The organism is Vibrio ouci (genome assembly GCF_004551525.1).
Lineage (GTDB): Bacteria > Pseudomonadota > Gammaproteobacteria > Enterobacterales > Vibrionaceae > Vibrio > Vibrio ouci.
Genome location: NZ_SATR01000035.1, coordinates 17145 through 30086, shown reverse-complemented (window position 1 = coordinate 30086; position 12942 = coordinate 17145). Strand labels below are relative to the sequence as shown.

Annotated in this window: 10 protein-coding genes and 2 pseudogenes; 7 read left to right on the top strand and 5 right to left on the bottom strand. The window is 45.0% G+C overall.

The genetic code is table 11. From position 1 onward, the window contains the following. Window positions 1–5: 5 nt before the first annotated feature. The gene (locus tag ELS82_RS18675; protein WP_134836821.1) at window positions 6–1007 is read right to left on the bottom strand and encodes a Gfo/Idh/MocA family protein; all 1002 of its coding nucleotides are present in this window, start codon (window positions 1005–1007) and stop codon (window positions 6–8) included. Window positions 1008–1245: 238 nt separating this feature from the next. Beyond that, window positions 1246–2407, bottom strand: a pseudogene (locus tag ELS82_RS18670) (MFS transporter). A 216-nt stretch (window positions 2408–2623) separates the two neighbouring features. Between ELS82_RS18670 and ELS82_RS18665 the strand changes: the two are divergent. Next, window positions 2624–3121: pseudogene (locus ELS82_RS18665) on the top strand (GNAT family N-acetyltransferase). 27 nt (window positions 3122–3148) lie between these two features. On the opposite strand, the gene ELS82_RS18660 reads toward ELS82_RS18665, so the two are convergent. Next, window positions 3149–4120 carry a phosphotransferase gene (locus ELS82_RS18660; protein WP_134836820.1) on the bottom strand — a complete coding sequence of 324 codons (972 nt, stop codon included), beginning with the start codon at window positions 4118–4120 and terminating at the stop codon, window positions 3149–3151. Continuing rightward, window positions 4117–4398: a GNAT family N-acetyltransferase gene (locus ELS82_RS18655; RefSeq protein ID WP_134836819.1), complete on the bottom strand. Its 282-nt coding sequence runs from the start codon at window positions 4396–4398 to the stop codon at window positions 4117–4119. Before ELS82_RS18655 ends, ELS82_RS18660 begins: the two co-directional genes overlap by 4 nt. Window positions 4399–4569: 171 nt before the next feature. Here ELS82_RS18655 and ELS82_RS18650 point away from each other — a divergent pair, with 171 nt between their 5' ends. Next, on the top strand, window positions 4570–5307 hold the full coding sequence (locus ELS82_RS18650; RefSeq protein ID WP_134836818.1) for a flagellar brake protein: 738 nt from the start codon (window positions 4570–4572) through the stop codon (window positions 5305–5307). Between the two features lie 56 nt (window positions 5308–5363). Here the strand turns inward: ELS82_RS18650 and gltS are convergent, their stop codons facing one another. Then, on the bottom strand, window positions 5364–6590 hold the full coding sequence (gene gltS / locus ELS82_RS18645; RefSeq protein ID WP_134836817.1) for a sodium/glutamate symporter: 1227 nt from the start codon (window positions 6588–6590) through the stop codon (window positions 5364–5366). Between the two features lie 644 nt (window positions 6591–7234). On the opposite strand from gltS, the gene ELS82_RS18640 reads away from it, so the two are divergent. The 5 genes from ELS82_RS18640 to fhuB all read left to right on the top strand — a co-directional run bounded on the left by ELS82_RS18640 (window position 7235) and on the right by fhuB (window position 12807). Further along, on the top strand, window positions 7235–8155 hold the full coding sequence (locus tag ELS82_RS18640) for a polyprenyl-phosphate transporter (protein ID WP_134836816.1): 921 nt from the start codon (window positions 7235–7237) through the stop codon (window positions 8153–8155). Between the two features lie 141 nt (window positions 8156–8296). After that, a complete protein-coding gene (locus tag ELS82_RS18635) occupies window positions 8297–9028 on the top strand; it encodes a siderophore ferric iron reductase (protein ID WP_134836815.1) in 732 nt (243 codons plus the stop codon). A gap of 104 nt (window positions 9029–9132) precedes the next feature. Then, window positions 9133–9900 carry an ABC transporter ATP-binding protein gene (locus tag ELS82_RS18630; RefSeq protein WP_134836814.1) on the top strand — a complete coding sequence of 256 codons (768 nt, stop codon included), beginning with the start codon at window positions 9133–9135 and terminating at the stop codon, window positions 9898–9900. Between the two features lie 16 nt (window positions 9901–9916). Further along, window positions 9917–10813, top strand: coding sequence for an ABC transporter substrate-binding protein (locus ELS82_RS18625; RefSeq protein WP_208733215.1), 897 nt, complete (start codon window positions 9917–9919; stop codon window positions 10811–10813). Beyond that, window positions 10810–12807 (top strand): Fe(3+)-hydroxamate ABC transporter permease FhuB, encoded by a 1998-nt coding sequence (gene fhuB / locus ELS82_RS18620; RefSeq protein WP_134836813.1) that lies wholly within the window; start codon window positions 10810–10812, stop codon window positions 12805–12807. Before ELS82_RS18625 ends, fhuB begins: the two co-directional genes overlap by 4 nt. Window positions 12808–12942: the final 135 nt, after the last annotated feature.

Genomic DNA, 12942 nt, shown 5'->3' with positions numbered 1-12942 from the left:
TTAGTTTATGAGTTCTCCAGACGCGTTAAATGACCAAATCCATTGTCTATCAACGCTTGCTCCATGGTAGTGAGTACGCGCTCGGTCACTTGATGTAAAAGCACACCTGACTTTAGTTCATTGTTTCTCACCAGTTGCGAAAAGTGATCGATTTCGAATTCGAACCCGTTGCCTGACACTCGCGATTCAATGATGGTGGTTGTGCCTTTATGCTCGATCTCAATCAGCTGCGGATTCCACCATTTATCCTGAATCGTAATGGTCAAGTCCTCACCTTTTAACACCGCGCTGCGCGGTAGGTCTGTTGTGATTGAAGAAGAAATCTTGCCTTTTATCTCACCATCGAAGATAAAACTAGCATCAGTATCAACATGGCATTGATCTAGCGTTCTGTGCATTGTCACGGTCGGCTTTGCTGCCTCTACCTCCATGAAGTGGCACAAATCATAGTAGAGCCACAAACTATAAACGCCAACATCCAAGGTCGAGCCACCTGAAAGTTGATCATTAAAGATAAACACATTGGGGTCATAATCATTATGGTTGCCAAACCCAGCTTCAATAGAAGTAAGTTTAACGTGATTGTTTTTAAGGTAGGACTTTAGCTCTCGGTACGCTGGAAAAGTCACTGTTTTCATTGCTTCTAACAGGAATACACCATGCTGCTTAGCCAGCGCTTTCATCTCTAACCAATCTTGAAGATTTGTAAACGCTGGCTTTTCAACAAGAACGTGCTTTTTATGACTAAGGAATAGCTCAGCCAAGGACTTATGATAAGGGTGCACCGTGGCAATATAGACAGCTTCTACGTTAGAGCCTTCAGCCATCTCTTGATACGCCCCATACTGCTCTGGCGCACCAAACTGTTCACCAAAGGCCTGAGCTCGCTGCAAATCTCTCGCCGCGACAGCGTGTAACTGACCATGTTCACTAAACTGGGTCAATGCTGTTGCGAAGCGCTGCGCAATATTTCCTAACCCCGCAATACCCCACTTAACTCTTCTCATCTTTTATCCTTTACGTTCATATCTTGGATTAAAGAGCATACAGAGGCTGAATAAAACTAAATAGAGTACAAACTTGCAAGTCTGTTCATGGTTTAGTGGTAATAGCGACAAACTCGAGAACAAAAAGACATTAACATAAGGCCATCATCAAAAAATAAAGGCGCATTGATTTCCAATGCGCCTTTATCTCACTCTATGACTGAATACTTCGACTAAATGCTAAGACCTCAAGTCAGTGTTAGCTCCACTTCAATACTCGAACTTCATTGCCCTCTTCAGGTGCTCTTGGAATATTGCGCGAAAGTAATAGGCTCACCATTGCCATACCAGCACCGATGTAGAAAACCGCTGCAGGAGAGACTAACCAAATCAAACCAAAAGAGACTGGAATGAACACTGCCGCAATGTGATTAATAGTAAACGACACCCCCGCTGTGGATGCCATATCCGCAGGATCGGCAATTTTCTGGAAGTAGGTTTTAATCGCCAAAGCTAAGGCGAAGAATAAATGGTCGACAACATACAGCACTGCTGCCCACTCTGCGGTTTCAACTAAAGCGTAACCAACGAACACACCTATTAAGCCTACATATTCAAAGGTCAACGCCTTACGTTCACCCACTTTACCGATAAAGCGTCCAATACGTTTCGCAAATAAGAAGTTAAATAAATAGTTGATTAAAAACAGCAAGGTAATATCTGCAGCCGAATAACCAAAACGCTCAACCATCAAAAAGCCTGCAAATACAGTGAAGATTTGACGACGGGCTCCGCTCATAAATGTAAGTGCGTAGTAAAGCCAATAACGCTTTCTTAGCACCAGTTTCTTATTTTGCTGTACATGCGTTTCGAACTGAGGAAACACAAATGCCATCCAAGTGACCAGCAAAAGTCAGGTAAACCCACTCGAAGTCCATTTTTATAATTTCTAAACAGAACCATAGCGCGCCATATGTCAGCAACGACGCTAATGCGCCAACCGAGATAAACTTGCCGAGCATCTCTGGCGCTTCATCTTTTGTAAGCCACTGCAAAGAAAGTGACTGCTTCAAGGTTTCAAAGTAGTGAAAGCCTGTCGACATCAATAGTGTTGTCAGCAATAGTCCCATCACTGAGGGAAAGAAACCGGTAATGGCTGTGCCTAGGGTTAATGCCCCCAATGACAGCAACATGAATCGTTGCTCACGAATGAACAGCAGGACGAATACCGCGGTAAACGCAAGAAAGCCAGGAATTTCGCGCACACTCTGAAGCAAGCCAATATCAGAACCATCAAAGTTGGCGCGTTCAATCACGAAGTTATTCAGGAGTGCCATCCAACTTGAGAAAGCGATAGGCACGACAATAGAAATGAGCATGAGGAAATTTTGTGGCGTTTTCCAGCTCGCTGAGTGGTTCATGTTTCGATCCTTATGTGAATAGCCTGTTACAATAAAACGCCTCTTGCCAATAAACAAACTTATTTACAATTTATACCTAGCAGTAAAGATTCTGAGAATTTGTGCCGCCTTTAGTGTAAAAAACTACGTGAATAAAAATATTAAAAACAATGCTTTAAATATCTTTAACTTCTCGTTATGGTGTTTTTATGTTCAACCAGTCGAGAGAGAAGAAAAATGGAAATAATCGTACGTCCGACACAAGTGAGTGATGCAGCCGCATTATGTGAAATTTATTCACAACCGAAAGCACAACGCGAGACACTCCAACTGCCAAAACCATCGGTAGCAATGTGGACGCAGCGACTGGAAAACATGCCTTAAGGTGTTTATAGCTTTGTTGCAGAAGTGGATGGAAAAGTCGTAGGGAATATAGGGTTTGAGCACTCACAACGCCCAAGAACGGCACACTGTGGCAGCTTTGGCCTTGGTGTCCATGACGACTACCACGGGCTAGGCATTGGTAGCAAGTTGATTGAGACGGTTCTAGATTTGGCAGACAACTGGTTGCAAGTCATACGCGTACAGATCGAAGTCAATACTGACAACGAAGGGGCGATCGCTTGTTATAAGAAGTTTGGCTTTGAAGTAGAAGGCGAGTCAAAATTTGGCTCGTTCCGTGATGATGAGTTCATCAACACTTACTATATGGCTCGTATCAAGCCTGGCTTATAGCCCAAAACACCTCAATAAGGCTTACCTCTATGGGTAAGCCTTTAATGTATCTAATGCACGCACAGCAAGCGCCTCAGTATATGGGTTGATCTTCCAGTGGTCAGGACTCCAACCTTTAACAAAGCGCTGAAAATCAGCCCATGCAATGGAAAACAGCGGTCGCCACTGAACTTCAACATCAGCGGCATCAATAGAAGGTTGGTACTTATCAAGCGCTCGGCTTAGGTGCGCAAAGTATTCATCTAAAATCCAGTCTTCCATCACTTGGCATTGCTCAGGCTTGACTGCACTGCTCATAAACAGCGCGACGTCTTTCATCGCACAGCCTCGTCCAATATATTGAAAGTCGACTGCCGCAGCGCGAGTGCCATCCGGATAAAAACAGAAGTTCGCTAACTTTGCGTCACCATGGACCAGTGTCTGGTATGGCGCCCCTTTAAGCACATCATCTATCTTATGAGCAGCTTGTTTGAGTGACTCATCTTTGAGCGCTGCCAGTTCATCCGGGCGCGTATCTAAATGCCAATACGTGCCGCACTCCCACAGCCCTTCCCCTTGATGCCCAATATGCTGAGCATGGAAATCTGCTAACCACTCTAGACAAGCGCTTAGATGGGCGTGAGTGGCTTCGGTAACCACATCGGTAAAACCAAGCGAAGACAGATCTTCCATTACGATCATGAGCTCTTGTCCTTGTTGCTCGACTTTAATAGCGACAGGGACTTTCGCCTTACAGAGATTCGCCGCTGATTTATACCAGTTCAATTCAACCTGATAAGAGCGAAGTTTTCTTTGGTGTGATAGCTCACTATTCCAGCCTCGTGGATGATGTTCAGGCTTAGGTAACTTAATATGCTTAACGATAACGCTTCCGCTCGCAGTATGTAGGCGAACAAGCTCCCCATAACCACCCCACAGAGATTGCAGCACCTCTGTATGGGTTAATGTTTCAAACCCCAAAGAGTCGAGTAGTGATTGATAGTCGTATTGTTTCATCATTGCGCTTTCAGGTGAGACCACTGCGGATAACGATTAAGGTAATGTGCGACATAACTGCAGATCGGCTCAATTTTTAAGCCTCGCTTGTCTATTTCAGGTAAGATCGCTTCCATCACTACCTTGCCATATCCCTTCCCTTGTAGCTCTTCTGGTACCTTAGTTGAGGTAATTGCATACCTGCTTCCCTTGTCCACGAACTTTATTACAGCGTAATGATCGCCCTCTAAGTGGACTCGAAATTGTGAGTTTACTCCATCAAAAATCAGTGAATTCGACACAACAGCTCCCAAAAATGATACTCAGATCATGTTAATGCGACATATTGGTGTTTGAATAAACATCAAAGCACACATAAAATTTATAATCCTCGAATCAGACACATCAAGATTCGAAATGTATACGTCAACCTACCTCTAAAACAATAACATGGTGGGTATAATGGAGGCTAGATGAATACCCAAGCAGTCGCAGTGAAAGCGCAGCCAGCGCGCTCTTCTTCTAATGATAGGAGTGTCTCAACACTCAATAGCACTGATGCACTTGCGATGATTGAGCATGGGGGTGAACTTACCCTAGGTATCTCTACGCCGGTTGGCACGACCTTCCGTTGTAAATCCTCTTTTATCGGTTCGCACTCTAGCAACGTCATTCTTATCGAATTACCTAAGATCTCTGAAGATGATCTGAGCTTTTTCTTTCAAGAAGGTTTTTGGATTGCGATTCGCGCTATATCTCCACGTGGCGAAGGGGCGATTGTTTCCTTCAGAAGCCAAATTCAGCATGTGCTTAAATCACCTGTCGCCATGGTTGCTCTATCGGTTCCTCAAACCATGCAGGTCACTCAACTGCGAAAAGAACCGCGTTTTGATGTAAACCTTGCGGCGAAAGTGGTTGCTGATAGCCATAAGCTGGAATGTGAAATTAGAGATTTATCCAAAGGCGGTTGTCGCTTTGTCACCGCACCGTTAAGTCGACCATTTCAAGTTGGTGAAGAAATCGCACTACACGTACGACTCGCAACGAGTAAAGACAGTCACTTCGAGCCGCTGTTTGGCACTGTGTGTAATTTGCAGCGTTCCCTTCATTATGCTCGCTACGGGATCGCTTTTAACGATCACGGAAAAAATAATGCGAAAGTGTTGCTCGGTCACCTCAAGTTCAATGGCACTAAGCTCACTTTAAAGTAATCTCCCAGACATAAAAAAGCCCCGCTACATGAGCGGGGCTTTTTCGTTGTATCGTGTTATCCGATAAAGGAGATGTAGCCTTGAAGGATAATCAGGTTAACGATGTCGATGAAGAAAGCACCAACAATAGGCACCACCATAAACGCCTGCGGTGATGGACCGTACCTATTCACTAGAGAGCCCATGTTCATAACCGCCGTTGGTGTCGCACCTAAGCCAAATCCGCAATGCCCACCAGAGATAACCGCCGCATCGTAGTTTGACCCCATCACTTTGAATGTCACGAAGTAAGCGAACACACCAAGCACCACTGACTGTACCGCCAGAATGATGAGGAACGGAATCGCAAGGTCAAAGATGTTCCATAGCTTGAGGCTCATTAGTGCCATCGCTAGGAACAGTGACAAAGAAACTGTACCGAGAATATCGACCGTTTCTGTGTCCACTTTATGGACCTTAGTCACTTCAATCACATTAGTAATAAACACACCGATAAATAGCGCGTAAACAAAGTCAGGGATCATCAACCAGCTGATATTAAAACTGCTAACCCACTGCTCTAAGTACTTCGCACCGGTAACACAGATCAGAAGAATAAACAGAACTTCGACGACTTTCTTAGCCGTTACCTTATCTTCTTCATACTCGTTATACGTCACCAATTCAGGGAAGCGTTCGTGAGTTTTTGTTCCTGTGCCGTATTCAGACTCAAAACCATTTTTGTTGATCAACTTCTGCGCCACAGGGCTGCCAATGATGCCGCCAATAATCAAACCAAACGTCGCTGAAGCCATCGCGATCTCAAGCGTATTGGACAACCCATATGTCTCTGAAAACGTCTGTGACCAAGCAGCACCTGTACCATGGCCGCCAGATAGCGTGATTGAGCCTGCGATCAATCCCATTAAAGGGTCTAATCCCAGCGCTGTTGCCATTGAGACACCGACACCGTTTTGGATGATGATATAGAAAGATGCAACAGCGAGGAAAACAAACACCTTCGCACCACCTTTCATTAACTGGGTATAGTTCGCAGCGAGTCCGACAGTACTGAAGAACATCAACATAAAGATTTTTTGAAGCGGTAAAGAAAACTCTAAGTCGATACCATTAAAATGCATTAACGTTATGATGAGCGCGACAATAAGACCACCAACGATAGGTTCAGGGATATTGAACTTTTTAAGGATGGGAAGCTTTGCATTCACAAAATGTCCTAAAAAAAGAACACTGATTGCGATCAAGAAAGATTCTAGCGGTCCGACTGAAATTATCTGATTCATATAACCTCTTATTAGTTATTAACTCATCTTCCTTAACGAGTACAAAGCCCTACAGGCTCTGATGAGCAATGCTCATAGATTCATTTTTTCTATTGAAATTAGTCCTTATACAAACAGCCTCAAGATGCTCGTTTCAACAGTTAACCCTATAAATTTAAGCTAGGGTTTAGAAAAGAAAGCGGACATTATTAATAATCTTGACCCTATTTGTCGAGCCTCAAGGGCAAAATCCTGTCGATATTCCGAATAAATGCCCGTAAATAGAGGTCAGAGAAGAGAAATTTTGTTTAGCCAACACGCAAAAAAATAGCCAACCGCAATGGTGCGATTGGCTTATATATTGTGTGAACAAATTGTATTCACTAACAACGTCAGTTGGCTAGGTGACCCTCGGCTTAAGAAGGGTCACTCTTACTAATGCAGGTAGTGTGCCAACTTTAAAACCACGATTTTTTTGTGCTCATACGCACTTTTTTGCTATTTCAACCTCCCAAAATGCAATTTGAAAATTGCATTTTGCAAACATTCGCAAAAACATATTAAACTCGATTCTTATAGATACATTTGTCAAAGAATGATTTTCATACTTTTTTTACGTTAGAGCCGATATACTGCTCGCACTTCAATTTTACGCATCTACAAGAATGAACTACCTAACTACATTTCTAAAAGGCATGGCGATGGGTGCTGCTGACGTGGTACCCGGCGTGTCAGGCGGTACCATCGCATTCATTACTGGTATTTACGACACCCTGCTTGAAAGCATTCGACGCATTAACCCGTCAGTTCTAGGTATCTGGAAACGTGATGGCTTTAACGCAGCATTCCAACATATCAACGGTTTCTTCCTTATCGCATTATTTGGTGGGGTGCTTACCAGTATTGCGACTCTTGCTAAGCTGATTTCGTGGCTCTTGGTGACTCACCCGATTCCATTGTGGTCATTCTTCTTCGGCTTAATTTTGGTTTCGGTCTTCCACATGCTGAAGCAAATCGAACAAAGAAGCCTAAGTCGTCTTGTCTTCCTACTGTTAGGCATCGGCTTTGCCTACAGCATCACCGTCCTTAACCCACTGCAATTAGAGCCCACCAGCATTAATGTGCTACTCGCAGGTGGTATTGCCATTTGTGCCATGATCTTGCCTGGCATTTCAGGCAGCTTTATCCTATTGCTGATTGGTATGTATACGCCGGTACTTGGCGCAGTAAAGTCATTTGATATGGGAATTCTTGCGCTGTTTTTGTCTGGCTGTGTTATCGGTCTGCTGACTTTCTCGCACGTTCTGTCTTGGTTGCTTAAACGTTTTAGAGACCTAACTCTGGTATTCCTCACTGGTTTGATGATTGGTACGCTACCTAAGATTTGGCCGTGGAAAGAGACCATCAGTTGGAGAACTAACTCACACGGAGAGCAAGTTCCATTAATCCAACACAACCTAATGCCCGCTGACTTTGAAGTGATCAGCGCTCAGCCTGCTCAACTTGGTTTAGCTGTTGTGATGATGCTCTGTGCGATCGCGTTAGTGCTTGGGTTAGAGAAGTTTGCAGAGAATCGCGATCTGTAAAGATGGCGTATATCATTACGAGCGGCTTTGAATAAGCCGCTTTTTTTATCGCCAAAGACAGAACAGAAATAAGAATCAATTGCAACAAAATCAAGATCAGATTACTCTTGTGTGCGATTTTTACCATAGAAGCATACCAAGATGAGCGGCCAATCATTCTTTGAACATTTGTTCGAACATTCAAAGCAAGTTACCCCTTATTTAATCGGCTCTATCAATCATCAGCCAAATGAAAGCTCTGAACACCCTATTGTACGTATCGATTACTCTAGCGCTGCACAGATACAATCCCTCTATGAACAGCTAAAATTACTTCACCCTGAAGCAGGCGCCCCTTACTGGCTAACCAGAACTTGGACCTTACTCTGCTGGCAGCCTATTTACGTCGCTTTCATTGCCATCTATGCATGCCGTGGGCTTCCTAATATCTCTACCATGGCTCAATCCATACAGTCTGGGTTTGTTAGTGGTTATCAATTCAAATCAGCAACCTATCAACAAGGCAGCGAACAAGAGCTCATCACTAAAGCGGGCCATGAACTCAACTTGCTGTTTGACTATTTCAGATCCGAAATGAGTCAATGGACGCGAATCCGCCCAGGTTTTACTCGCCATCTTTTTGCTGACGGCATACTCGGTTGCTTAGTCAAGTTGAGCCAATACGCGCCAGAACTCCCAGAGCACTACTTACTTGAGCAAGCACGTTTATGGCTTCGGGCTTGTGATTTATCAGAAAAGTTTATGGATAGGCTCACTTATGATGACTCAAGCAAACAGCTAACGCTTATCAGAACCAGTTGCTGTTTAGTCTACAAATGCCAAGGTCGTAAACTGTGTGATGACTGCCCTCGTCATCCAAATAATAAGCGTTAATCAACAGCACAAACACACAACCAATTATGATACGTATTATCATTTGTATTTTAATGTGCTAGCATCGCTGCTTATTTATCAATCCACGACTTTGAAGTGAAACCATGTTCCAACTTGTCGATGCGTCGTTCGAAATCGACGGTAAAAATATCCTTTCTCCTACCAGTTTAAATTTTTCGCACGGCAAGGTGACAACACTACTCGGTCACAATGGCTGTGGTAAATCAACCTTAATCAAATTGTTAAGCCGTCAGAACGTTCCTTCTCAGGGTAAGGTGCTGTTCAACGATCAATTGGTTTCTTCTTATACCAACCTAGAGTTCGCTCACCGAGTGGCTTACTTGCCACAACACCCTCCCGTGACAGATGGTGTGACGGTCCGTGAATTGGTCTGCTTTGGCCGCTACCCATGGAAAGGTGCATTTGGTCGCTACAGCAAAGAAGATTACGCGATTGTCGATGAAGCGATAGACAAAGTGGGGTTGAGCAACTTTTCACAACGATTTGTCGCCACTCTCTCTGGTGGTGAGCGACAAAGAGCTTGGGTCGCGATGCTACTCGCCCAGCAAAGTGAGTGTATCTTACTTGATGAACCCACCTCAGCGCTCGATGTAGCTCACCAACATGAATTACTGGCGCTGATCCGAGAGCTCAACCAATCCATGGGCCTAAGCGTCATTATGGTGCTTCATGATGTCAACATGGCCGCTAAGTTCAGCGATGAGTTGATTGCGCTTCATTCAGGACAAGTCATCGCAAGTGGTTCTCCTGCTGAACTGATGACACCGGACACTCTAATGAAAATCTACGGAATGGAGTTAGCTCTATTCCAACACCCTCAAACCGGTCAACCCATTAGCTACATCCCCTAACTACAAGGAATTCGTTGTGAAAAGATTCGTACTTATGTTGTCAGCACTACTAACATTCAATGTTTATGCGTTGGACATCACCCACGAGATGGGGGTCACCACTTTTGAATCAACGCCTAAGAAAGTCGTCGCTCTCGATTGGGCGCTAACGGAAACCGTTCTAAGTCTAGGTGTCGAGCTTACAGGTATTGCCGATACAAAAGGCTATCAACAATGGGTCGTTGAGCCAGCTCTGAGTGGTTCTGAAATTGATTTGGGCGAACGCCGAGAGCCTAACCTTGAACTGCTGATGGAGCTTAAGCCAGACGTCATCTTAATCAGTAAACATATGGCACCAGCCTACGAACAACTACAACGTATTGCACCAGTTCTAGTGTTCAGTGTTTATAGTGAGAAAAAGCAGCCATTGAACGCAGCAAAATCGATCACGACATCATTAGGTAAGTTGTTCGACAAAGAGCAACAAGCAGAGAAAGTCATGGCTCAAACGGATGAAGTTTTCGCCATCAACGCAGAGAAAGTGCGCCAATCAGGTAAGTCGGATAAAGCGCTGCTATTCGCCCGTTTTATTAACGACAAAACCCTACGTGTCCACAGTGAAGGCTCGCTGGCTCAAGCAACTATCGATGCCATGGGTCTGCGTAACGATTGGCATGAAGAGACTAACCTATGGGGTTTTACCACCGCTGGGACAGAGAAACTAGCTGAACACCAAAAGGCCAATGTGATGATCTTTGGGCCGCTCACTAATCGAGAGCGTAACAAGCTAACGAAGTCACCACTATGGCAAGCGATGGAATTCACTCGTACTGACTCAGTCTATGAACTACCAGCAATCTGGACATTTGGCGGCTTAATTGCAGCACAACGTTTTAGTGATCATATCACTGAGCAGCTGATTACAAATCAATGAACACCTTAAAAATACATAACCCTCCACAGCAACGTATCAACTTCACAGCGGCTGCCCTATTCGCAGCCGCGCTTGTTAGTATTGTCGGCTTACTGGAGATCACCGCGCCTTATACACAAGGTATTCCGCTGATATGGGATACCTTGTTTCACTATGACCCTGCTAACTATCAACACCTTATTACCCACTTAACCTATCTTCCTAGGTTATCTGTCGCCATTATTTGTGGATTCGCTCTCGCTGTTGCGGGCTGTGTGATGCAGTTTGTACTGCGCAACCCCATCGCTTCACCAACTACCCTCGGCGTCGCTGCTGGTGCGGAACTTGGAATGGTACTGGGGATCCTTCTTATCCCTGCCAACATGGCTATACCTAATTTTATTCCTGCGTTCATTGGCGGGTGTTTAGCTACGGGATTGGTGTTTGCGTTAAGTTCAAGTAGAGGCTTCTCTCCCCTTCATATGGTGTTATCCGGCATGATCGTCAGCCTGTTCTTAGGCTCATTGAATACCATGCTATTGATGCTACATGAACAACAACTAACCAGCATATTTGTTTGGGGAGCTGGCGTGTTGAACCAGAATGACTGGTTGAGTACGCAGATGCTCATCCCATTAGTCACTTTACCAACCCTATTATTACTGTTCTTACAACGCCCGTTATCTGCACTCCAATTTGGTGACAATGTTGCGACCTCATTAGGCGTAAACATTAAACAAATCAAGTTACTGTGTTTATCTCTCGCTATCTTCATTACAGCGGCCGTCGTCAGCGAAGTTGGGCTGATCGGATTTGTCGGCATTGTTGCTCCGGCTATCGCCAGAATGCTAGGCGCCCGAACCTTAGTAAAGCAAATCCTTCTCAGTGGATTGATTGGTAGCCTTATCCTTTTGACCGTTGACCTGCTGATCCAACCATTCTCTGGCGTTGGCGGAGAGCTACTACCCACAGGGGCGATGACGGCATTGATCGGCGCACCATTTTTGCTTTGGTTACTGCAGCGAACTAAGCTTCAAGCCGATCTAAAAGCACGCTCCGAACATGTAGAGCATTACCGTCATGTTGATACCGTCAAGCTTGTCACCGCAATGGTTGTGGTGCTTATCCTAGTCACCTTATTTGCACTGACCGTTGGTAAAACACCTCTAGGTTGGGAGCTAAACGTTAATCGCTCAGTTTTTGATTTGCGCGCGCCACGAGTGTTAGTCGCACTATTGGCAGGCGTCGGTCTTGCGTTTGCCGGTACATTGATTCAGCGTATTTCTAACAACCCAATGGCAAGCCCTGAAGTGCTAGGGATCAGTTCTGGTGCCGCTTTAGCGCTGGCGTTAGGGACAGTTTTGGGTATTACCGTCGGCCGAGAACAGCAAATGCTTATCGGAACTGTAGGCGCGCTATCCGTTACGGCTCTTGTTTGGTTGATAGGGAGAAAGCATAACTTTGCTCCAGCCCAAACCTTATTAACAGGTATTGCACTTAGTGCAGGTCTTGATGCCCTGCTGCGTATTGCGATGAGCTCTGGACATGACAATGCCACAACCTTGCTCACCTGGTTATCAGGTTCAACCTACCTAGTAGCTGGCCAAGATATTCTCATTCTAGCGGTTGGCGTCACGCTCACCGGAGCCATCGCTTTATCACTCAATCGCTGGGTTGAACTGATTGGAATCGGAGAAGTCACAGCCAACAGTCTAGGGATGGACTCGACGGTGGTAAGATTAGTACTGCTGCTTTTGGTCGCAGCATTAACCACTTTATGTACCATCGTTATTGGTCCACTCAGTTTTATTGGCTTGCTGGCCCCTCATATGGCACGATCTCTGCGTCAGTATCGCGCAGTACCGCAAATGCTCACTGCCGCAGTACTGGGCGCGATTATCATGGTTATCGCAGATTGGATAGGCCGAACCCTTTGGTTCCCATGGCAGTTCCCGGCAGGCCTGCTAGCGTCTTTGATTGGCGGTGGATACTTCTTGTATCTAATGAGACGCTAACTCAAGAGCCCTCCAAATTGCGAGGGCTTATTGGTTTCAAACCTTGCGATGCTCTCATACTCACCACTCACGGTATTTTCGTTACCAAAATACAATAAGTGACATTTCTACCCATTTGTGTTTACCATGGCGTTA